Annotated in this window: 13 protein-coding genes; 8 read left to right on the forward strand and 5 right to left on the reverse strand. The window is 36.1% G+C overall.

Features of this window, described 5'->3' with window-relative positions; translation table 11 throughout:
- Positions 1-84 precede the first annotated feature (84 nt).
- The 6 genes from ICJ85_RS06660 (at position 85) to ICJ85_RS06685 (ending at position 9,048) form a co-directional block, all read left to right on the forward strand.
- Positions 85-1,701, forward strand: coding sequence for a beta-N-acetylhexosaminidase (locus tag ICJ85_RS06660; RefSeq protein ID WP_188222987.1), 1,617 nt, complete (start codon positions 85-87; stop codon positions 1,699-1,701).
- Positions 1,702-2,184: 483 nt separating this feature from the next.
- A complete protein-coding gene (locus ICJ85_RS06665) occupies positions 2,185-2,970 on the forward strand; it encodes a gluconate 5-dehydrogenase (protein ID WP_188222988.1) in 786 nt (261 codons plus the stop codon).
- Between the two features lie 30 nt (positions 2,971-3,000).
- A complete protein-coding gene (gene uxaC, locus ICJ85_RS06670) occupies positions 3,001-4,401 on the forward strand; it encodes a glucuronate isomerase (protein ID WP_188222989.1) in 1,401 nt (466 codons plus the stop codon).
- A gap of 69 nt (positions 4,402-4,470) precedes the next feature.
- On the forward strand, positions 4,471-5,919 hold the full coding sequence (locus ICJ85_RS06675; RefSeq protein ID WP_188222990.1) for an MFS transporter: 1,449 nt from the start codon (positions 4,471-4,473) through the stop codon (positions 5,917-5,919).
- 43 nt (positions 5,920-5,962) lie between these two features.
- Positions 5,963-7,408: a tagaturonate reductase gene (locus ICJ85_RS06680; RefSeq protein ID WP_188223144.1), complete on the forward strand. Its 1,446-nt coding sequence runs from the start codon at positions 5,963-5,965 to the stop codon at positions 7,406-7,408.
- A gap of 32 nt (positions 7,409-7,440) precedes the next feature.
- Positions 7,441-9,048, forward strand: a complete 1,608-nt coding sequence (locus tag ICJ85_RS06685; protein ID WP_188222991.1) for a UxaA family hydrolase — start codon at positions 7,441-7,443, stop codon at positions 9,046-9,048.
- A gap of 85 nt (positions 9,049-9,133) precedes the next feature.
- Here ICJ85_RS06685 and ICJ85_RS06690 read toward each other — a convergent pair whose 3' ends face one another.
- Entirely contained in the window at positions 9,134-10,174 is a 1,041-nt protein-coding gene (locus tag ICJ85_RS06690) for a LacI family DNA-binding transcriptional regulator (protein ID WP_188222992.1), read from the reverse strand.
- Positions 10,175-10,636: 462 nt separating this feature from the next.
- Here ICJ85_RS06690 and ICJ85_RS06695 point away from each other — a divergent pair, with 462 nt between their 5' ends.
- Both ICJ85_RS06695 and ICJ85_RS06700 read left to right on the forward strand, forming a co-directional pair.
- Positions 10,637-13,930, forward strand: coding sequence for a SusC/RagA family TonB-linked outer membrane protein (locus tag ICJ85_RS06695; RefSeq protein ID WP_188222993.1), 3,294 nt, complete (start codon positions 10,637-10,639; stop codon positions 13,928-13,930).
- An 11-nt stretch (positions 13,931-13,941) separates the two neighbouring features.
- A complete protein-coding gene (locus tag ICJ85_RS06700) occupies positions 13,942-16,116 on the forward strand; it encodes a RagB/SusD family nutrient uptake outer membrane protein (RefSeq protein ID WP_188222994.1) in 2,175 nt (724 codons plus the stop codon).
- Positions 16,117-16,203: 87 nt separating this feature from the next.
- Here ICJ85_RS06700 and ICJ85_RS06705 read toward each other — a convergent pair whose 3' ends face one another.
- The 4 genes from ICJ85_RS06705 to ICJ85_RS06720 form a co-directional block, all read right to left on the reverse strand.
- Positions 16,204-17,241, reverse strand: coding sequence for a LacI family DNA-binding transcriptional regulator (locus ICJ85_RS06705; protein WP_188222995.1), 1,038 nt, complete (start codon positions 17,239-17,241; stop codon positions 16,204-16,206).
- A gap of 146 nt (positions 17,242-17,387) precedes the next feature.
- On the reverse strand, positions 17,388-20,267 hold the full coding sequence (locus ICJ85_RS06710; RefSeq protein WP_188222996.1) for a polysaccharide lyase family protein: 2,880 nt from the start codon (positions 20,265-20,267) through the stop codon (positions 17,388-17,390).
- Between the two features lie 151 nt (positions 20,268-20,418).
- Positions 20,419-22,224, reverse strand: coding sequence for a prolyl oligopeptidase family serine peptidase (locus ICJ85_RS06715; protein ID WP_188222997.1), 1,806 nt, complete (start codon positions 22,222-22,224; stop codon positions 20,419-20,421).
- Positions 22,199-25,171, reverse strand: a complete 2,973-nt coding sequence (locus ICJ85_RS06720; protein WP_188222998.1) for a glycoside hydrolase family 2 protein — start codon at positions 25,169-25,171, stop codon at positions 22,199-22,201. The genes ICJ85_RS06715 and ICJ85_RS06720 overlap by 26 nt, the downstream gene beginning before the upstream one ends.
- Positions 25,172-25,177 lie beyond the last annotated feature (6 nt).

Raw genomic sequence — 25,177 nt, forward strand, 5'->3', positions numbered from 1 at the left:
AAGAAAGAATTAAGGCTCGTTATTGTTAAAATATTTTATATTTGTGTTCGAACACAAATATAAAATATTTAAGACTTATAATCAATGCGTTACCTACTTAGTTTACTTTTTATAACGATTTTGAGTTGTTCTGAAACGAACAAAACATTTACTGCTTCAGAAATAAAATTATTACCTAAACCTTTAGAAGTTGTTTTGGGAGAGTCTTCATTTTCTATTAAAGAAGGAAAGAGTATATCTTTTGAAAACGAAGATCAAAAACAAACAGCTTCTTATCTAGTTACTCTGTTAAAAGCTAAAACAGGAAAAGAGTTGGTTCTTGAGACATCTGGAAGTGCAGATATCGAATTTAAAACCGATGAAACTTTAGCCGATGAGGCTTATATATTATTGGTAAGTCCTGATAAAATCACGATAAATTCTAATAGTAGAGCAGGAGCATTTTACGCCGTTCAAACTTTAAATCAGTTATTGTCTGAGGAAAGTAATCCAGACCAAAATAGTGTTACATGGTTAGTGCCATCAATTGAAGTTAAGGACGAACCGCGTTTTAAATGGCGTGCTTATATGTTGGATGAAGCGCGTTATTTTCATGGGGAGGATTTTGTAAAACAAATGCTTGATCAAATGGCGGCTTTAAAAATGAATGTCTTTCATTGGCATTTAGTTGATGATGCAGGTTGGAGAATTGAGATAAAAAAATATCCATTATTAACTGAGGTTGGAGCGTTTAGAGAAGATAGTGAAATTGGTACATGGAAAAGTGGAAAAACTTCCGGAAAACCACATGGTGGCTTTTACACACAAGACAAGATTAAAGATATCGTGGCTTATGCTGCCGAGAGAAACATAAAAATAGTTCCTGAGTTTGAAATGCCTGGGCATTCGAGTGCTGCTATTGCGGCTTATACCTGGCTAGGCACCGCAGATATTGATATAGATGTGCCTGTTAAGTTTGGGCGCCACTATGATAATTATGATGTAACCAAACCGGAAACCATCAAGTTTGTAAAAGATGTGCTTTTAGAGTTGTTTGATTTGTTTCCTTCAGATGTGATTCATATTGGAGGTGATGAAGTACCTTATGAAGTTTGGGAAAAATCTGCTCGAGTACAAAAGTATATGAAAGAGCACAATATAAATACACCTGCTGACTTACAAATTGATTTTGTAAATAAGATTTCGATTTTCATGCAGGAGCATGGTAGAAGAATGATGGGATGGAATGAGATTATGGGTAAAAAGCTTCATTTTGATTTTGAAGAGAAAAAGAATGATGAGGATGCAGAAACCGAATTGGCAAAAAATGTAATTGTACATTTTTGGAAAGGTGATATTAAGCTATTAGAGGAAGCCGCAAGTAAAGGTTACGATATTGTGAATTCTTGGCATAAATTCACCTATTTAGATTACAAGCACAAAGGCATCCCATTAGAAAAAGCGTATAATTTTAATCCAATACCTAAAGATTTGGATGAAAAATATCATAAAAATATTCAAGGTTTAGGCTGTCAGATGTGGAGCGAATGGACACCGACCAATAAGGACATAGAGCGTCAAACCTTTCCTAGAATTGCGGCTTATGCAGAAGTTGGTTGGACAACAATAGAAAATAAAGATTTTGAGAGCTTTAAAGCTGCTTTGGCTGAAGTTAAAAAAGGTTGGGATGCTTTGGGGATTAATAGTTATAAAATCGAATAAAAATCAAACTTGTAAAAGAAATTTAAAGGCTTTTAATATCTTTGAGGGTTGTCAGTTTAAAACCAATAATAGGTTTTAGTGACAACCTTTTTTTATGTATATGAATAAAGTGAAAATTTGAGATATAAATTATCGTTTTAAGTGGTTTCTTTTATAAAGAATTTTGATTTTAAGAGGGTTGTATGATGAAGCGCTCAGAAAACGAGATGTATCACTGTTGAAAATACTACAATTTATGTTCGAAGATTAACAAATCACTTAATTATTTATATATTTACGGACTAATCTTTGAAAATAATGCTTTTTTTTAGTGATAATGTTAATTTAGGTAGTGTATAAGCTCCAAATTAATTATTTTTGCGTAATCGATTACCTTAGCGTATTTCGCTTAAACGATTAACTAAACTAAACGCTTTGTTTTTTAAAGATTTAAATCTTTAGGATTATTGAGAGATTACTTGAAAAACGAATTATAATAAGACAATGAATTTATTTAATTTAAAAGGAAAAAGAGCACTAGTTACTGGAGGAACTCATGGTTTAGGAATGGCTATGGCCGATGGACTAGCAAGCGCAGGAGCGGAACTTGTTATTACAGGAACAACGCCATCTAAAATGGAAGATGCTCTTAAACACTACAGAGATCAGGGTTTTAAAGCTTCAGGATACTTATTTGATGTTACAAACGAAGAAGATGCTAAAAAGTATGTAGATATTATCTCTAAAGAGCTAGGAGATATCCATATCTTAGTTAACAACGCCGGAATCATTAAAAGAGAATTGGCGATAACCATGCCGGTTGAAGATTTTAGACGTGTTGTTGATGTCGATTTAGTAGGGCCATTCATTATGTCTCAGTTGGTTGCCAAACAAATGATTGAGCGTAAAGAAGGAAAAATCATTAACATCTGCTCAATGATGAGTGAGCTTGGTAGAAACAGTGTTTCTGCGTACGCAGCTGCAAAGGGCGGATTAAAAATGTTAACACAAAACTTAGCAACCGAATGGGCTAAGCATAATATTCAAGTTAACGGAATTGGACCAGGTTATTTTGCTACCAGTCAAACCGCACCAATCCGTGTTGACGGTCATCCATTTAACGAATTTATTATTAACAGAACTCCCGCTGCACGTTGGGGAGATCCAGAAGATTTAGCTGGGGCAGCCATCTTTTTAGCTTCAAAAGCGAGTGATTTTGTCAACGGACAAGTGGTTTATGTTGATGGAGGTATTCTTGCGACTATCGGTAAGCCATCAAATGAAGACTAAATATAAGACGAACTTTTTTAAAACATTGAAATGAGCAAAACATTCATTCACGACAATTTCTTATTAGAAAATAAATATGCTGAGGAATTATATCATACCTATTCAAAACATCAGCCTATTATAGATTATCACAATCACCTTCCACCACAACAAATTTCAGAAGATAAAACCTTTAGTAACATTACAAATGTTTGGATAAATGGAGATCACTATAAGTGGCGTGCTATGCGTACTTTAGGGGTAAACGAGAAATTTATTACCGGAGATGGTTCTGATAAAGACAAGTTTTTAAACTGGGCCAAAACGGTACCTTACACGATGCGTAATCCGTTATATCACTGGACACATTTAGAGTTGACAAGATATTTTGGAATCACCGATTTATTAAGTGAAAAAACAGCTGAAAAAATCTGGGAACAAACACAGGAGCAGTTAACATCTGGAGATTATAGCTGTCGTCAACTTTTAAATAAAGTAAACGCTGAAGTGGTTTGTACTACAGAAGACCCTACAGATACTTTAGAGCATCATCAGGCCATAGCTAAATCTGATTTTAATGTAAAAGTAAGCACATCATTCCGTCCGGATAAGGCTATTTTAATCAATGCTGATGGGTATAATGATTATGTAAATGCTTTAGGGAAATCGGCAGAAGTAGAAATCAATTCGTATGAAGATTTACTTGGAGCTTTAAGAAAGCGTATCGAGTATTTTAATGCCAATGGTTGTACCCTATGCGACCACGGATTAGATCAAATTTATTTTGAGTCTTATACCGAAAGTGAAGTAAAAGCCATTTTCGCTAAAAAGCGTGACGGTAAAGAAGTCTCTAACGAAGAAGCTTTAAAATTCCAAAGTGCTGTTTTAGTATACTTATGTGAAACCTACCATGAGTTTGGTTGGGTACAGCAATTTCACTTAGGGGCTTTAAGAAATAACAACGCTCGTATGCACCGTATATTAGGTCCTGATACAGGTTGGGATTCTATTGGCGATTATCCACAGGCTCAAAAATTATCAGCATTTTTAAATGCTTTAGATAGTAAAGATAAATTAACAAAAACAATCATATATAACTTAAACCCTGCCGATAATGAGGTTATGGCTACCATGATTGGTAACTTTAACGACGGTAGTGTAAAAGGTAAAGTGCAGTTTGGTTCCGGATGGTGGTTCTTAGACCAAAAAGACGGAATGACTAAGCAGTTAAACGCTTTATCTAACATGGGATTAGTAAGTTGTTTTGTAGGGATGTTAACAGACTCCAGAAGCTTCTTATCTTTCCCAAGACACGAATATTTCAGACGTATTCTATGTAATCTTTTAGGTGATGAAATACAACGTGGCGAATTACCAAACGATATGGAATGGATTGGTAAAATGGTTGCAGATATTAGTTATTTCAACGCCAAAGAATATTTTAAATTTTAAGCATATCGCTTTTCAAGCTAAATAATAAATTGAATACAAGTAAATTTAAACTAGATAAACTAAGTTATTATGAATGTAAATACAAATGTGAAAGCAACAAGATATAGATGGACCATCTGTGGTCTTCTATTCATGGCAACAACCATTAATTATTTAGACAGGCAAGTACTTTCCTTAACATGGAAAGATTTTATTGCTCCTGAATTTAATTGGACTAACAATGATTATGGAAACATCACCGCATTATTCTCTATTTTTTATGCTGTTTCTTTAATATTTGCAGGTCGTTTTGTTGATATTATGGATACCAAAAAAGGGTTTCTGTGGGCCATTGGAGTTTGGTCTGTTGGTGCCTGTTTACATGCTTTTGCTGGTATTGCAACATCAGGATATATTACTGGTGAGTGGTTTGTAGGTTTTGCAGAAGCTAAAGAAATTATAAGTACTGTTAACGACACAGGTTTGGTAATTTCGGTAAGTGTTACGCTGTTCATTTTTGCTCGATTTGTATTGGCTTTAGGTGAGGCAGGAAACTTCCCTGCTGCTATTAAAGCAACTGCCGAGTATTTTCCAAAGAAAGATCGTGCGTTTTCAACAAGTATCTTTAATGCCGGAGCTACAGTAGGAGCTTTAGCTGCGCCGATTACAATTCCTTTTATAGCCGAAGCCTATGGCTGGGAAATGGCATTTATTGTTATTGGTGCTTTAGGTTTTGTTTGGATGGGGTTCTGGGTATTTATGTATGATAAGCCAGAAAAACATAAAAAAGTAAATCCTGCCGAATTAGAATATATTCAACAAGATGAAATTGAAGACAGAAAACTTGAAGGTTATGTGCCTGAATCTACTAAAAAAACGTCTTTAGCAGATTGTTTTAAATATAAACAAACATGGGCATTTGCATTTGGTAAATTCATGACTGATGGTGTTTGGTGGTTTTTCTTATTCTGGACACCAGCGTATTTAAGTTCGGTTTACGGCATGGATTCTACTGAAGCTGCGTTCCCGTTATTTATTTTATACTTAATAACACTACTTTCAATTATAGGTGGGTGGTTGCCAACGTATTTTGTAGATAAAAAAGGGATGAACCCTTATGCAGGTAGAATGAGAGCGATGTTAATTTTTGCATTTTTCCCATTATTAGCTTTAGTGGCACAACCATTAGGACATTTTACATACTGGATTCCTGTAATAATTATAGGTATTGCTGGGGCTGCACATCAAGCATGGTCGGCAAATATTTTTACCACAGTAGGAGATATGTTCCCTAAAAAAGCCATTGCAACGGTTACCGGTATTGGTGGTTTAGCTGGAGGTATTGGTTCAACTCTTATCAATAAAGGTTCTGGTCTTTTATTCGATTTCAGTGCAGAATCAAACATGAAGTTTATGGGATTTGAAGGTATAGAAGCAGGCTATTTTATCATTTTCTCAATATGTGCTGTTTGTTACTTAATAGGTTGGAGTGTAATGAAAACATTAGTTCCAAAATACAGTCCTATTACCGATATGTAATAAATAATTTCAATTACTAATTATTACTTTAATTATGTCAACAATAAAAAAATTAAATAGAGCAAACGTTGGATTAGAAGATAAACGTCCAATTAAGATAGTACAGTTTGGTGAAGGAAACTTTTTAAGAGCCTTCATAGGATATGCTATCCAAGAATTAAATAAGAAAGCAGATTTTAATGCTGGAATTACAGTGGTGCAACCTATTGATAGAGGTTTGGTAAATATGCTAAACGATCAGGATGGGTTATATACGCTTTTCATGAAGGGTATTAAGAAAGGTGAAGAAATTCAGGAAGTTGAATTAATCGATAATATTGTAAAAGGAGTAGATCCTTATGCTAATTTCGCTGAATATTTAAGCTTAGCCAAAGAAGAAAGTTTAGAGTTTATCATTTCTAACACAACAGAAGCAGGTATTGCTTATGTAGAAAGTGACACTGCAGAAATGCAGCCGCCAAGTTCTTTCCCGGCAAAATTAACTGTGCTTCTTCATGAAAGATTTAAACACTTTAACGGTGATGCAAGTAAAGGATTAACCATCATTCCTTGTGAGTTAATCAATCATAACTCTGAAACCTTAAAGGAAATCATCTTAAGATACATTAAGGATTGGAATTTAGGAGAGGATTTCAAAAACTGGATTTTAGAACACAATGCCTTCCACAGTACATTAGTTGATAGAATTGTACCTGGGTATCCTAAAGATGAAATCGAGGCTTATAACGCGCAGTTAGATTATGCAGATAACCTAATTGTTGCGGCAGAGGTGTTCTTATTATGGGTTATTGAAGGTGGTGATGACTTAAAAGCGAAATTACCTTTCGATAAAACAAATCTAGATGTTAAGATTGTTGATGATATGCAACCGTACCGTACACGTAAAGTACGTATCTTAAACGGGGCGCATACAGCAATGGTACCGTTCTCTTACCTTTACGGAAACAGAACAGTAAAACAATCTGTAGATAATGAATTTACAGGTGAGTTTATCAATAAGGCTGTATTTAACGAAATTATAGATACTTTAGAAATGGATCGCGATGAGTTAAATAGCTTCGCAGAAGAGATTTTCGATCGTTTTAGAAATCCATTTATTATTCATAACTTATCTAGCATTGCTTTAAATTCAATTTCTAAATTTAAAGTACGTGTGTTACCAAGTTTATTGGGGTATATAGAAGTACATGGTAAAGTTCCAGCTAACTTAACATATGCATTTGCTGCCTTAATCCGTTTTTATAAAGGAACTTGGAATGGCGAAGAATTACCAGTTCAGGATAGTGAAGATATCGTAGCTAAATTTGCAGACATTTGGTCGTCTAACGATTACTCAGAAATAGCAAAACAAGCGTTATCAATAGTAGAGTACTGGGATACAGATTTAACAAAAGTTGATAATTTAGTTAATGCCGTGGCAATCGCTTTAGAAGAAATTGATACCAATGGCATTGAAGCAGGTTACGCCAATTACAGTGCGAAGCTTTAATTAGAAAAGTCAACGATAATACATTTTTTAAAATGCAGAAGAAAATCATAAAAGTAAATGCGCCGGATAACGTAGCGGTAGCATTGGTGGATTTAAAGGCAGGAGACGTTGTTTCTTTTGAAGGAGAAGATATTAAAATACTTTCAGATACCAAGTCCAAGCACAAAATCGCTTTACAACGTTTTGAGCCGGGAGACCGTATCATCATGTATAGCGTATTAGTTGGTTCGGCGAATGGTGTTATTGAAAAAGGTGATGTATTAACCACCGAAAATGTAAAACACCAAAGTGAGAAAGTATCCGGGAGAACAGAAACGGTTCAATGGACGGCTCCAGATGTTTCGAAATGGCAGGATAAAACCTTTATGGGGTACCACCGTGAAGATGGGCAGGTAGGAACAGAAAATGTATGGTTGTTTTTCCCATTAGTATTTTGCGAAAACCGTAACATTGAAATCTTAAAAGACGTTTTTGAACGGGAACTTTTAAAACAAAAGGTGAACCCTCACCAGATGTTATTACGTTCTCTAGTTAGTGGGAGCGATGAATCTGCTGTTGCAGAACAGTCAACCGATGTTTTCGATAATATCGATGTGAAGTTCATTACACACCCAGGTGGATGTGGAGGTATCCGCCAGGATTCAGAGAGTTTAGCGAAGTTATTAGCAGGGTATGTTAATAACCCAAACGTTGCTGGATGTACCGTATTAAGTTTAGGGTGTCAAAACCTTCAAATTAGTGTGTTCAAAGAAGCTTTAGATGCTATTAACCCAAATTTAAACAAGCCTGTTTTAATTTATGAACAGCAACAAATGGGTACTGTAGATGAGATGTTAACAGCAATAGTTAAAGATTCTTTTGAAGCTATTAAAGAAGCCAATAAAATTGAACGTAAACCAGCGCCTTTATCTAAATTAAGAGTTGGTTTAGAGTGTGGAGGATCAGATGGATTCTCTGGTATATCGGCAAACCCGACTTTAGGTGCGGTTTCAGATTTATTAGTAGCCCTTAACGGAACAGCTGTTTTAGCAGAGTTTCCTGAGTTATGTGGTGTAGAGCAGGAGTTAGTTAACCGTTGTGTTGATGATGCCGATGGCGAGAAGTTTTTAGATTTAATGAAAGCTTACGAGAAATCGGTTGTTGATGCTGGTTCAGGTTTCGATATGAATCCGTCACCGGGTAACATTAAAGATGGTTTAATTACCGATGCTATGAAATCGGCTGGTGCAGCTAAAAAAGGAGGAACATCGCCTGTAAAAGACGTGTTAGACTATGGTGAGTATATCTCTAAACCAGGATTAAACTTATTATGTACTCCAGGGAATGATGTAGAGAGTACAACAGGTTTAGTTGGTTCTGGGGCTAATGTGGTATTGTTCACAACAGGATTAGGAACACCAACAGGTAACCCTATTGCACCAATTATTAAAGTGTCGTCTAATACCGAGTTGAAAGAAAAAATGCCGGATATTATCGATATTGAAACAGGTGCGGTAATTCGTGGTGAAAAGTCTATTGATGAAATGGCAGAAGAGATGTTGGATTTCATTATAGAAGTTGCCAGCGGTAGAATTCAAACTAAAGCCAAATTATTAAATCAAAACGATTTTATTCCTTGGCGTAGAGGAGTGTCTTTATAATTGATATTCTAAGATTAGAATAATGAAAAAGCCAAGATTAAATAAATCTTGGCTTTTTTTATGTTGTTCACTAAATATTTCGAAATCAGGCTTTGTCTAATATTTGAGATTTAAGAGATGATTTTCTAATGATAAGCTCCGGAGTAAGTACGACCTGTTTTTCTGATTTTATGCGCTTATCGTTATTGACTTCTTCAAGGAAAACCTGGGCAGCCAAACGCCCCATTTCTATAGGGGATTGATCTACGGAAGTTATTGAGAGTTCCATAAAACGAGTAAATGGCTCATTACTGAAACCAACCACACTAATATCTTCTGGTATTTTTAATCCGTGAGCTTTAATTTCCTGTATAGCTCCCAACGCCGTAAAATCACTGGCAGAGAAAATAGCATCAGGTCTATTTTCAAAGTTTAAGAGTTTTTTCATGGTTTTTCTGCCTTCTAATACCTTACTGTGTGTTTCGATAACTAAATTCTCATCAAATTCAAGTCCACTATCTAAAATAGCTTGTCTATAGCCTAAATAACGATTTTTAAATATAAGCAAAGATCGATCGTTAGAAAGGTGTGCTATCCGTCTGTAACCTTGGTCAATTAAATGTTTGGTTGCCTCGTAAGCGCCTTTAAAATCATCTATGGTTACAGAACTAATACCTTTGATTTCTTTCTTTCTATCAAAGAAAATTAAAGGGACATTTTTCTTTAAAAGTGCATTAAAACTTGTGTCACTATCTCCTTTGGCATTAGAAACAGACATAAGAATACCATCAACCTGTGCATTTAATAAGGAGTTAATATTTCCGGTTTCTAAAGCTTCTTGATCATGCGTTTGGCAGATGATAACATGATATCCTTGCGGGTAAAGTTCTTCTTCTATTCCCCTGATAATAGAGGCAAAAAAGTTACTGTCTATACGAGGTACAATTACCCCAACATTGTAACTTTTTCCACTTTTAAGAGCCTGAGCAAGTTTGTTTTGCTCATAGTTCATTTCTTTTGCTGTTTCGGCAACCAATTTACGGGTTGCCTCGCTTATTTTAGAGTTTCCATTTAAAGCTCTCGATACTGTAGCGGCAGTTATATTGAGCTTTTTCGCAATGTCATAAATGGTTGTCTTTTTCTTCATGCACTTATTTGGTTGAGTTGGTAAAAATACACTAAAATAATAGTGTTTGTGGTGGTTATGGTAAGTTGGATTTGCAGAAGTACAAGTTTGTGCTTTTGAAAAGCGTAGCTATGTGTTTTCTTTATTTATGATTAAAGCTGACAATATGATAATAATTTTAGTTAATAATTGGTTAGTTGTTATTTAAGAAGGAGGTTTATTGAAAATATATTGCAATATATAAATATTTTTCTATTTTTGTGTAATCGATTGCAGATTTGATGTAAATTTTTTTTAAAATATATCAGAGCATGAAAATTGCTAAGTAATGTGATCAAATTAAACTAAAATCCTAACCAGATTTTATGATGTAAACCAACTAACAACTAAATAAAAACAAGCCTATGCATTAAACAATCTTCAAAACCAAACTAATTATTTATACTTCTTTTTGAAGTAAACAACTAAACTAAACAAACACATATGAATTCAAGAAAGAGTGTGAAGTATTATTTCTTCTTACTAGGAATACTATTTTATTTACCTATTTATGCGCAGGAAGCACGTATAAGTGGTACCGTTTCAGACGAATCTGGAATACCATTACCAGGTGTTTCAGTAATTATTAAAAACTCCTCAACGGGAACAGCTACAGATTTTGATGGAAATTTTACATTAGAAGCAAAATCTACTGATGTATTAGTATTAAGTTTTTTAGGATATAAGAAACAAGAAGTGCCTGTTGGAGGAAAAACAACATTTTCTATTACCTTACAGGAAGAGGCAGGCCAGTTAGACGAAGTCGTTGTAATCGGTTACGGCAGTACAACAAGACGAGATGTCACTGGAGCAATTGCTTCGGTTTCTGGTGAAAAATTAGCTGCTGTTCCTGTACCAGATGTAGCACAAGCTTTACAGGGTAAATTACCGGGGGTTAGAGTTACAACACAGGATGGTCGTCCTGGTGCAGAAATATCTATTCGTGTACGAGGTGGGGGTTCCATTTCAGGTAGTAATGAACCACTATACATTGTAGACGGATTTCCTGTAGGATCTATCAGTAATATACCAAGTAACCAGATTGAGAGCATTGATGTTTTAAAAGATGCATCGTCTACAGCAATTTATGGTGCTCGTGGAGCAAATGGTGTTATTATTATTACCACCAAAGGAGGACGCTCAGGACAACCAAAAGTAACCTATGATGGGTATACTCAATTTAGTGTAATTCCAGATTATATCCCTGTAATGGATGGTTACGATTATATTGCTTTTAACTGGGCTTACGCCGATGCCATCGGGACGCAATATACTGATGCATGGGAAAAACTTTGGTTAATAGGTTCTCAAAATGGAACAAATACCGAAGGGATAGACTATTATAAATCTGTACCAAGTAGAGATTATACAAAAGAACTTTATAATAGTGCATTTACCCATAACCATAATGTAAATATTTCTGGAGGTGATGACAATACAAAATATTTGTTGGCATTAAACTATTTAGATCAAGAAGGAAATAAAGTTGGGTCGTCTTACGAAAGAGCAAATGCACAATTACGTTTAGACCAGGACTTAGGGGAAAAATTAAAATTCACCTTGAATACACGTTTTTCACAGGTTTCAGTAGGTGATAATGGAGGTAATTCTCAAGCCTATTGGTTCCGTCCTATAGATTCTGAATATATGTTAGGAGATTCCGATGTTACCAGCAATACTCAGTTAGGTGACTATATTGGATTATTGTATGATGAGTACAGCCCTATAGCTAATATAAACAGTAATGTTTTAGATAATAAAGATCGTTCGTTAGTAGCGAATACCTCTCTAAGCTGGGAGATTGTAAACGGACTTACAGCAAAAACAAACTTTAGTTTAAGCAATAGCTGGAGAATAAGTAAATCATGGGCAGGTGGTGTAGCAAATACTACAACAGAACCAGATGGTACTGAAGTTATTGGTCAGGCATCTATTCAACATGCTCAAGGGTGGAACTACCGATGGTTTAACACTTTAAATTATGATGTACAAGGCTTAGGCGATGATCATAAATTAGGTGTTTTAGCCGGTATGGAGGTCGCTGATTCTGGTTCTGAATCAACACGGGTAAGAGGGCAGAAATATCCTATTTCATATGATGCCGAACGTGCTTGGGCAAATATCAGTTCTTATCTTGTAGCTGAAGGGCAAACAAATTATGAGCTAGAATCAAATACAGGAACACCTAACAGAGTACAATCTTATTTTGGTCGTTTAAATTATGGATACAAGGATAAGTACTTATTTAATGCTACATTCCGTGCAGATGGATCATCTAAATTTTCACCTACAAATCAGTGGGGCTATTTCCCTGCAGGAGCTTTAGCATGGCGTGCTTCAGAAGAAGCGTTTTTAAGAGACGCCAGTTGGTTAGACGATTTAAAAGTTCGTGTATCTTACGGTTCGGTAGGTAACGATAATATTAGTGCAGAACGCTGGAAACAAAGTTGGAATCCAGGTAGCGACCCTACAAGGTTTTCAATAAATGAAATAAGACAACAATATTATAGTCCTGGAGCAGAAATAGCAAACCCTGATTTAAAATGGGAAACAACGATTACAAGAAACTTAGGTGTTGATTTTACAGTATTAAACAGTAGGTTAAGCGGTACTGTTGAGGTCTATAAAAACTCGGTAGAAGATTTATTAATGAGAGTGCCGGTTTCGGGTTTAACAGGGTTTGAAGCTACTTATGCCAACGTAGGAGCAACAAGTAATAGAGGTGTTGAAATTTCATTAAATGGAGCTATTGTGGCTTCAGAGGATTTTAATTTAAATGCGAGTTTCAATATCAATTTCAACAAAAATAATGTTGATGAATTAGATGACGCTATCAATGGAACCTATAGCTCAGCCTGGGCAGGAGTACGTTTGCAGCCTTCACAAGATTATTATTTAAGGGTAGATGATCCAGTAGGTTTAATGCGTGGTTATCAACATGATGGATGGTATACCACCGATGATTTTAATTATGATCCAAGCACACAAGTTTATACCTTAAAGGACGGAATTCCTGATTTAGATAGTGGTATTTTAGGTCCTATTTATGGTACAACAAATAATAAACCAGGAGCTCAGTCGGCTTACCCTGGAGTTCAGAAATTAAAAGATGTTAATGGTGATGGGGTTGTTGATAGTGAAGATATAGGTGTAATTGGTAATGCAAATCCAAAACATACAGGAGGTTTCTCTTTAAATGGTAATTATAAAAATTTCGATTTCGGGTTTGATTTTACTTGGAGCTACGGAAACGATATTTATAATGCATCGCATTTAGAGGCTTACTTAGGAAACAAGGAATCTGGGCTGTTCAGAAACAGATATCAGGAATTAGCAGGACATTACAAACTTCATGATATTGTTAATGGGCAGTTAGTAAGAGTGGTTGAGCCATCCGCTTTAGATGCGCTTAATGCCAATGCTAAAACCTATTTACCATATGGGGAGTATGCTGCCATGTCAACATTTGCTATCGAGGACGGTTCTTATTTGAGATTGAATACAGCAACATTAGGATATACCTTGCCACAAGGTATTGTTGATAAATTAGGAATTAACAAATTCCGTGTTTATAGTTCTATTTTCAATGTATTTACCTTAACCAATTATACAGGATTTGATCCAGAGGTAAACGTTGAAGAGAAACAAAGTTCAGGCAGCTACCCAACTCCAGGATGGGATTATGGAGCGTATCCACGTTCACGTTCATTTACGTTTGGTGTTAATGTTGAATTTTAAAAAAAGAGATTATGAAAAAATTAATTTATATCATGCTGGCTGCAATGGTCCTTACCAATACAGCTTGCGAAAAAGATTTTTTAGAAGTTGAAGCACCCTCAAGTGTAGATGAAGATTTCGTGTTTGGTTCGCCTAGTGAGGCTTTTAAAGTACTGGCTGGGATGTACGACTATTGGCACGATTTAGATAGACTAATGTATTACGAAACAGAAGTGGTGGGGTCAGATTCAGAGTGCCATCCGGAAAACTATAGTTCACAGGGTAGACATATTCCTGAAGGGCTTTTTGCTTCGGAGTACACCATTCATGCAGGCGAGTCTGTAACGGAGTGGAATGAGTGTTATTTAATTATTAACCGCGTTAATATCATGTTAGAGGCTCTTGAAGCAAAACAAGAGTATCAAGATGCTGTTAAGGCTGGTGAACCAAGTGCCTGGACCCAATTATACGGAGAAGCTGTGGCGTTTCGTGCGACATGTTATAAGCTGTTAATTCGTTATTTTGGCGATGTGCCTTATTTTGATTACCCAATTAGAAATACTGCACAAACAGATACTTTAGGATTGACATCACGAGATGTGATTTACGATAAAGAAATCGCAGCGTTAAAAGCAGCTACACCTTTAATGTATCGTTTAGGAGATGGCGGTTTAACGGCTGAGCGTTTCTCCGGAACTTATGCCGATGCAGTTATCGGTAGAATGGCCTTCGATGCCGCTGGATATCAGTTACGTCGTACGAATTTTGATTATGGTAATGTAGCTTTTGATCAAATAGGGGTTGAAAACTCAACCTGGCAAGCTAAATATGTAAGACGTACAGATTGGATGGATTATATGCAAATCGCTAAAGAGCATTATCTAAAAGTGGTAAATAATCCGGGATCAGCAATACTATTAGAATCAGATGAAAGAGGTGCAGGGTTTAATAACCCATTCCAAAGAAACTTCCAGTATCTGATGGATTTGGAAGTTAGTCCGGAATCTATTTTTGAAGCGGGTTATACCAGAGGACAAAATTCCGATTTCCCTTATTCATTTGGTCGTCCATCAGGAGGGGGTAGCCGTAATGCATACCCATGTAAAAATTACGGACAAAGTCGCGTGTATGCCAGTTTCTATTATGGCGAGTTTATGCCAAACGATAAGCGTCGTGATGTTACCGCTTGTGTAACGGCAAATTCTGGAGCAGCATCAGAGATTTTAATCAATTTCCAACCAGGTAGCCGTGAAAAGGGTGGTTTAGCAAATAATAAGTTAGATGAATCGCGTTTTGCTGATCCTTACACAGCACGCCAGCGTCAATCAGGCTGTAACTGGCAGCAATTAAGAATGGCAGATGTGATGTTAGATTTAGCTTATGCTTCGGCTGCAACAGGTGATGAAGGTACCGCAAAAACATACTTAACAAAAGTAAGAAGCCGTGCATTCTCTTCAGCAGATCAGGCAACTTATGTAACAGGATATGTGAATGCACTTTCGGGTCAGGATTTATTAGACGCCATTGCACAGGAACGTAAATTGGAATTAGCTGCTGAAGGTAAAACACGTTGGGATATGACGCTTTACGGAACCATGCCAGAGCGTATAAAAAAATTACGTGATACTCAAATTGCAATGGTTGAAGGATTAAATTCTGATGGGTACTATACCTTTGCCGAAACAGGAATGACCATTTCTAATTTTGTTTGGACTAAGTATGTTAATATCAAGGAGGATATCGATCCGTCTTTAAATTTATTAACTACTCAAGCCCCAGATGGAATTACAACGACAGATCCAACTTACCCTGTATTAGTACCAGGATGGAGAGGAACGAGCGATTTATGGACAGATTATATTTCGACTTTAGCTAGTGACAAAGTGAATTTAGCGATTCGCGGTTTATACGAATATATTGATCCGGATGGCCCTGTAGCTTTAGCTTTGGAAGCTGATGGTTACAAAAAGCAACCTTGGGGAGCATATATTGTGGGAGCTAAGGAGGTTAAGGATGATAATGGAGTTGTCATAGATTGGGAAATAACAGGAAACGAAACTCAGTATACATCCGATATATTTAAAGGATATCCAGATTCTTATTATAGTGCTGGAGAACCACCACGTTATATAAGAGCTATTCCATATGAAACTTTAGTGTCATCAAATGGAAATATAACTCAAGGGTACGGACACGCATCAGAGTAATAAAACAGAGTTTAGTTTATTAATAGTTCATTAAAACCCCGCATTATAAATATAATGCGGGGTTTGTTGTTTATGATTTTATCTAAGCTAATCTACCAGTAATAATTCTTTTATTGATGATTTCCGCTCAATAAGCTCGGGGGCTAAAATGATATGTTTTTCAGACTTAACGTTTCCATTGCTGTTAACTTCATCTAAAAACACATTAGCGGCAATTCGCCCCATTTCCATCGGAGATTGATCTATTGATGTGATTGAGAGCTCCATGAATTGAGAAAAAGGCTCATTACTAAAACCTATAACACTAATGTCGTCGGGTATGCTTAAACCATGGGCTTTAATTTCTTTAATGGCTCCAAGTGCTGAAAAATCGCATGAGGCAAAAATACCATCTGGTGGGTTATTAAGGCTTAATAGTTTTTTTGTACTCAGGCTTCCTGATTCAACTTTACTTGTTGTCTCTACAACTAAATTACAGTCGAATTCAAAGCCATTATCTAAAATGGCTTGTTTATATCCTAAAAATCGATTTTGAAAGATTTCTAAAGATTGATCATTACTTAAATGAGCGATGCGTTTGCAACCTTGTTCAATTAAATGCTGTGTCGCCATATAGGCGCCTTTAAAGTCATCGATAGTTACGGAACTAACCCCTTTTATGTCTTTTTTTCTATCGAAAAATATTAGAGGCACATGTTTTCGTACAAGGTTTTTAAAAGCAGGATTAGTTTCAATATTTGAATTCGAAATCGACATTAAAACACCATCAACCTGAGCATTAAGTAGCGAATTAATATTTTCAATCTCGAGATTTTCCTGATCATGGGTTTGACAGATAATCACATGATATCCCTTAGGATATAATTCTTCTTCAATACCTCGAATAACAGAAGCAAAAAAGTTGCTGTTTATATAAGGAACTATAACGCCAACGTTATAGCTTTTACCACTTTTTAAGGCCTGAGCAAGTTTGTTTTGCTCATAGTTCATTTGTTTGGCGGTTTCAAGAATTAATTCTTTGGTCGCTTTTTTAACTCTCGGACTATCATTTAATGCTCTCGATACAGTAGCAGCAGTAATATTTAATGCTTTAGCTATATCGTATATGGTTGTTTTTTTTGGCATGATTTCATGTTATATACTAGCAAAGTATATTTTTAAAAATGACCTTAACATCATTAACTTTAATTATTTAATGATGTTAAGGTCATTTTATTTATTCTTTATTTTTCAGCAAAGTAAAAATTTATTTTTTGTATTGAAGCGTTTATTTATCGATTCTTTATGATTTTTAGGGTTGCAGGATAATCTGAAACTAGTTTTAGAAAATAAATCCCCTCAGGTTTATCTGAAAGATCTAGTTCTAGCCTATTGGTATTTGTTTTATGTGTTTGTCTTGAAATTAAACTTCCATTAACGGAGTATAATTCAGTTATAAGGTTGTTTACGGTATTAGGTAATTGAATGTTTACAGTTCCATTAGTGGGGTTAGGAAACATTTTAATTCCAAAATCAGATTCAAAATTTTCGGTAGAAAGTGCTGAATTTTGGACGGTTATATTACTTCCTTCAAGGCTAATATAATCGTACATTAAATGACTATTAGATTGATTAGAGGGCATCAGGAACGTTAGTGTATTTTCGCCTTGTACCAGACTGCTGTAGGGAATGTTAAATGTTTGAATACCATACTTACTTCTGTTTGACTGTCGAATCCAGGCATTACCGCCAGATGGTGCTGTAGGATAGCTTAGATATACGTTATTTCCATTTAAATACAACCAAAACTGTGCATGGTCTACACTGGCAAATGCAACTGTAAGTTTAGCGTTTCCTGTAGTTGGAATTGTTCCTGTTACTGTGAAATTAATATTCCAGTTCCATGCATCTCTACTACCATCCGATTTTATGTATTTAGTGTGTACGTACGGTAGAACTGTAGCCCAGTTATTATCTTCGATATTATATTCAATAGGGTTAGAAAACGTGTTTTCAAATTTATCTTCCACAAAACCTTCACAGTAGTCAAAATCTCCAAACTTATATTCGGCAGCTGTCCGGTCAGGAATACCAATTTCCCATAATAGTTTTCCATTGTTACGTGGAATGGTCCAAGTTACATTTCCTAAGGAAGTTGTACCCCCGGCTGTAACCGTTACATTTTCCATACGGTATTCGTCTACTGCACCATTTTTAAAGGCAAATAGGGTGTAAGTTCCTGGGCGCACATGTTTAATATCGAAGTTTCCTGAAGCATCTGTTTTTACCCAATACTGATAGTTTTTGTCTTCAAATTGCCAATCACCATCAGAGGCAGGTGTTAATTGTGTAACGCCTATCCATGCGTTGCTGCCATCTAAATCTGGCTTTTCAGAATCACTGATAGAAAAGTTTCCAGTAATATTTCCGCGGCCATCCGCCAATGGATATTCAGGAGTGTTAGTAAGCCATGAAAAAGGCCATTCTGCTTTGTCTTGTGCTGCTCTGGTTTTGGCATCTGCCCATTGAGCATCACCGTTGCCAGTTACTGTCGAGGTATAAATAAGATAAGGGCCATAAATTTTAGACCATTCTTCGCCTTGTGGAATTGAAAAACCCCTACAGTTATAATGAACTGTATTCATATCGATATGAATAATTCCTGCAGCAGCGTTTAAATCGTGGTTGGTTGGTCCTGCATTAAAAAATTCATGACTACCAAAAACGGCCCATGAACCGATGTTGTTTTTATCGCTGGCATGACCATAGGCTGGAATATCAATTAGGTTTTCGCAATATTCATACTTACCATCATACTTACCAGCTCTAACACCTGTGTTTAGTTTTATAATTTCAGGGATTGGGGTTCCTGATGCCTGACTAAAGTCGTAAACCGATGGCATTTCCCAACTTTTCTGTTCGGTAACATAAATTTTTTCAGCTAAATAATCGGTTCCATCATTACCAATCCAAACCACTTGTCGCCATGACCCTAAATCGAAAGCAGGATATTCTGCTTTATGAGTTAAAATGGAATACGTGTAAATTCCTGTATCGTTCTTTTTTAATACATAATGAATATCTGCATCACAAGGGGCTAAATAATTTCCGTCGGAGTAGGTTCTTTTAAAGGAAACATCTATATAATCTTCGGTTTCTTCTTTAATAGAAAAAACGGTACCCGAAATCTTATCGAAACCATAAGATCCTGTGAAATCGTAATAAGTACCTATTCGACTATTATTAGCAGCATTAAATGTTGCAAGAGTTTCAACGCCGTTAACTTTTAATGATTGAATGTTACTAGTTGATTTTTCAATTTTAGCTTCTAAATAGTCATTTTTCAGAATAATATAAGATGCATATTCTTCAATCATTCTATTCGGGTCCTGAGCAATTGATACTGTTGTTCTGGAGCCATCGAAATTTACGGATAAATTTTCGCCATTAAGTGCCGATATTTTTCCATTTGAAATGTAATTTTCTAATGTTGTTGTATGGTCTCCAGTAAGAATTAAAGCTCCTATGCTTGATATTATAATATTACCATTGGTTCCTATATTTACAGCCGTGGTAACATCTACAACTCCTCCTGAAATATTAAGGGTTCCTGTAGGGTTTGTGCCACTGGGGCTTGTAGCAACTTCAAGGTAATTACCCACGTAAAGTGTGCCTCCATTTACATTAACGGTACCATTTCCTCCGGTATTATATCCAATAATGGTCTGGAATCTGCTGTATAATGCACCGCCATTAATGTTAACAGTTCCGTTGTCGCCCTTTCCAATATAAATTACATTTCTAATACTTAATAACGCAGGAGCATTTAAAGTTACAGTACCATTAAGCATGTCGCTATTCCAAGGGTATAATGTTCCGTTAAATGTTGCATTGGCACCAGAAATAGTGTTTAAATAGTCTGGTCTAGCCCCAATACTATTACTTCCTCCAATTTGAAGAGGGTTATTAGGATTCCCAGCTCCAATTACAAGGGTTTGAGATCCTGCATTAGCAAAGTCTATGGTGTTATCGCTCCAGTTATTAACATCATAAAAATCGGAGCTAATATCACCTTGCCAATTGTTCTGTGCGTTTAAAAAGTTTAGGGAAGTACAGGCCATTATAAGCCCGAAAAAGGTTGTAAAACCTTTTTTGAGTAAAGTTTTTCTCATAATTAGTTTAGTGGTTTGGTTTAGTTGTTAAAATTTAATTAGTGTAATTTTTACATTTATTAAATTTTATTCTAAAGTAAATCCTAATTAAGAGAAAGGTATCCTGTACTTACCTGTATAATATATTGTTTTTCAGAGTTTTTGTATGTGTCTATTGGTTTTTTAGTTTTTGAAATTCCTCTTGAGAGATGGTAAATATAGTTCCGTGTCTTGTTCCTGAGGGAAATTCAATTTTATCAGAGATATCTTCCCAGTGTTTTAAATCTGTTGATTGAACAGCGCCGTATTTATGGTCGGTGTATTTATCGAAATAAACGATCCATTTTTCGTCAATTTTAATGACAGTAGGTCCTTCAGCCCAATATTTTCCTGTTATGGGAGCACTGGCTTCAGAATATGGGCCATCTAAATTATCGCTAAAGGCAACTTTTAAGTTCTTTTGAACAGGCTTTTTTGTTTCGTCCTTTAAAAACATGACGTATTTATCAGTGTCATATTTCTGAATAGTCGCATCGATAACATTAAACCCAGGTTCGTAAAACAGTTTTGTAGGTGTAAAGTCTTTGAAATCTTTGGTTTTGGTATAATACATTCTGTGATTATAACCATTATCTTCTGTAGTTTGCGTTTCAGGAAATTTTCCAACAATAGTTGTTGCCCAATAGATGATGTATTCTTTAGTTTTATCGTTATACGTTATCTCTGGAGCCCAGGTATTTCTTGCGCTTTCTTCGTGAGTCATTACAGGAATGAATTTTTGTTCAGACCAGTTAATTAAATCCTTTGAAGCGGCGTAACCAATACCTTTATCGGTCCAGCTAACCGTCCAAACCATATGGTAAAGTCCGTCGCCACCTTTTATAATGCAAGGATCGCGCATAAGCTTGTCCTTACCAACTTCTGGGGTTAAAAAGGATTGGTCGTTTTTAAGTGATTGCCATTTATAACCATCTTCGCTATATGCTAAATGTAACCCATCTTCTCCGTTACCCTTAAAATACGAAAACATATATACTGGCTTTTCTGGGATAATTTTATTATCTCTTAGCCAGTTTTTGCAAGCTTCAGGCCATTGGGTATGTGTGCCTTTTAGGCCTAGGCCAAAACCGTGACCACCGTCTTCGTAAATATGCATTTCAGCAGGCACTTTATGTTCTTTTAAAGCCATGTAGTAGTTGATACTGTTTTCAACCGGAACAGCATGATCATCGGTGGCATGAATTAAAATGGTAGGAGGTGTGTTTTCGTTAACCTGTTTTTCGTTAGAGTATTTATCAATTAATTCTTTGGAAGCATTTTTTCCCAGTAAATTCACTTTTGAGCCATTATGTGTAATGCCATCTTCCATAGAAATAACCGGGTAAATAAGCATTGAAAAGTCAGGTCGCGCGCTAACATCATCTGACTCATAAATTTTATCATCAAAATGAGTTGAGGCCGTAGAAGCTAAATGCCCACCTGCGGAAAAGCCTATGATGCCTATTTTATTTACATCAAGCTGCCATTTATCTGCATTTCGACGCAATGTTCTAATAGCTTCTTGAGCATCTTGCAGCGGGCCAATGGTTTTATCTTTCATAATGGCATCGCTTGGCAGTCGGTATTTTAAAACAAACGCAGAAATGCCTAATGAGTTTAACCACTCGGCTATTTTATTGCCTTCTTTGGTATGCGACAGTAAGGCGTAACCTCCACCAGGACAAACTATAACGGCAGGATGTTTAGTATTGCCATTTTCAACTAAAAAGGGCTTAACGGTAGGAACTTTTACATAGCGAATACCATTGGGGGTCCCGTTTTTACCTAATCTGAATTCTTCTTTATAATCTTTATTCTCGATGGCTCCGGGAATGTTATCCCAAAGCGGAATTTCTTCATGTTGAGCGAAACTATTCGTCGTGATAATTATCAACAAAAAGGCAAGTAGTTTATTAATTCTGTTCATTGTATTCTTCATAAAATTCTATTTCAACAATTCGCAAATCTCCTTTTCGGTTTGCGGCATCTTTATCTTTGTATAAATCAAGTTCCTTATTAGGATCTACTTCAACAATTTCATTAAACGCATCATTTTCTGTATTTAAACCAATAAGCTCAATGGTTATTTTTTCGGCTAAAACGGGTTTTAAAGGAATGGTAATATATCCCAGACTTTGCTTGGTATCGCCTTTATAAACTTCTTTGTCGTCAGCTAAAATACGAATTGGATAGCTTTTAGAACGCCAGCCAGTAAATTTAGCTACACATTGATTAACCACCGAAGGTTTTGCAAGTGTATAGGTGATTTTTCCTGTGCTCATTTTACCATCGTTTCGCCACTCGGTTAATTCGTTGTCATCATAACTGTTGTATGCGTTTTCTGCATTCGATTCGGTTTCTGCATATTTAATAAATACAGGTTGCCTTTTAATGGTGTATGAAGGGGTTGAAGGCGTTGGGCCTCGGTCTAAATAAGATTCTAAAGCGGCATTTGGAAGTGCTGTGGAAAGTCCGTTAGAGGTTTCAAAAGGAATGGTTTCTAAAGTTACTTTATCTGATTTTAAACCTTTTGATGTGGCTTCAATTTTAATCTTGTCAGGGTTGAATCCTGAACGAATCATTATGCGATTGATACCGTTTTCAACTGGAAGTGATTTTGAAAGAATATAGTTATTGGGCCCTTGAGCAATACCACCTAACCAGATCGCTTCCCCTTTCAATGAAAAGTTAATTAAACTGTTATTTATTGGACAGCGTATTCCGTTTTTATCAATAACCTCAACATCAATAAGAGCCACATCGGCACCGTTGGCTTTAAATCCTGTAGGATTTGTAATAGGTGTTAACTTGATGGCATGTGGTTCGCCAGCCGTTATTTTTTCATCTTCACTTAAAACCTTCCCATTAGCATCATATCCGATGGCTTTTATAGAACCTTTTTCAAATTGAATAGCTTCAAAAGTGAATAAAAACTGTTTGCTTTGAGTACCAAATCCTTTCGATTTCCCATTAATAAATAATTCAACTTTGTCGGCAGAAGATACCACATAAATATTTTTTGTTACTGTATCGGTATAATTCCAGTGGCCTAAAATATGGGTGCGATAGTTTTCAATATCAACCCAACCATCCCACATTACTTGATGAGCAAAAAAGCCGTCTTTAGGAATACGCATCGGGTCTACCTCGCCGCTGGTTCTGTAATTTGATTCGCCACGGTGATGTGTATTAGTATCGGAAAAAACAATGTTTACACCACCAGAACTTACGCGATGTCCAGTTCCGGGACGCTCTACATAGTAATCGTACCAGCGTGTTATGTTTTCTATGGTGTGCGCATCCTGATTGTGATTATAATCGTTGGCAGGTTTGCCACGATAAAGCGGACCTTCACCTTCTTTGTGGTATGGCGGACTAAACTCATCCCAATATTTTCTTAAACCTTCATCTCTCGAATATTCGGTAGCCCAAAGTGGTTTGCTTGCACTTTTATTGATGTAAAGCATCTCTCCACCATATTCGGCTTCTCGGCTGTCAAGCATTTCGCGTGAACCTATGGCACGACCACCATGAGGATCGAAAGTATTTCTAAGGCTTTTCATTTCGTGCATATGTGGTTCGCTAATCACTTCGTTACCACATTCGTAAAAAAGGATACTTGGGTTGTTTCGGTTATAAATAATAGCATCACGCATTAAATTAACACGTTGTTTCCAGTGGTCGCCTTGCGAGTCTTTTTCGGCATCACCAGCGGGCATAGCTTGTATAAGCCCGATGCGGTCGCAGGATTCAATATCTTGTTTCCAAGGGGTAACGTGCATCCAGCGCACGGCATTTCCATTACCTTCAACAATCATACGGTTACTAAAATCGCTCAACCAGGCAGGGACTGACATACCAATGGCTGGCCATTCGTTGCTGGTACGCTGAGCGTACCCTTTTATTTGAAGAACGCGATCGTTTAAAACCACTTCACCATTTTGGAAAGCTGTTTTTCTGAAACCGGTTTTTGTTTCAACTTCATCTGTAAGCTTGCCGTCTATTTTTAAATAACTTTTTACGGTGTACAGATAGCCATAACCCCAGCTCCAGAAGTTCAAATTACTAAGTGTTTTATTCGCTTTTAGAGTTTTAATAGCCTTAGAATTTACAGTGTAAGTTTCCGAAGTAAATTCAGCTACTTTATTATTATCGTTATCAAATACTTCAACAAATAAAACCACGTTTTTATCGAAAGAAAATTCATTTTTTATTTCAGCTTCAACGTTAATATTGGCGCTTTTATTTGCAATATCTATGTCTTTAGCGTAAACATAAACACCTGTGGTTTTCAGGTTAGAATACAGGGGTAATGTTTGATATATTTTATCGGCAATATGTAAATACACGTTTTTAGGAATACCACCATAATTGGCATTAAAGTTAATGTTGTTCCAACGGTAAGTGGCGTTGGTAGTGGTTTCTCGGTAACGCCAGTCGTTGTCAATACGAAGCGCGATAACATTATTAAACGGAAATGGTTTTACATACTCTGAAATATCGAAACCAAAGGCCATGACACCGTTTTCATGCATTCCAATCTTTTGTCCGTTAACGTAAATGGTACCACCCTGACGAATACCTTCAAACTCAATAAACACTTTTTTATCGATTACATGTTCTGGAAGTTTAAAGGATTTTCGATACCACACAATACCTGTGGTTAAATCGGTAATATCTTTTAAAAAGGCTTCTCTTTGGTTGTAGGCATACGGTAAAGTAACCTGTTTCCATTGAGAGTCATTAAATGAATTATTCAAAGCATTTTCAAAATCTCCTTGTTTTAATTTCCAGTCGGAATTGAAATTGTATTTTGTTCTTGAAAAATCCTGCGAAAATAAGGGAGCCCAGGTTATTAACAAGATTAATATAAGCTTTAGTTTCATCTGGTT

The organism is Aestuariibaculum marinum (assembly GCF_014596975.1).
Taxonomy (GTDB): Bacteria; Bacteroidota; Bacteroidia; order Flavobacteriales; family Flavobacteriaceae; genus Aestuariibaculum; species Aestuariibaculum marinum.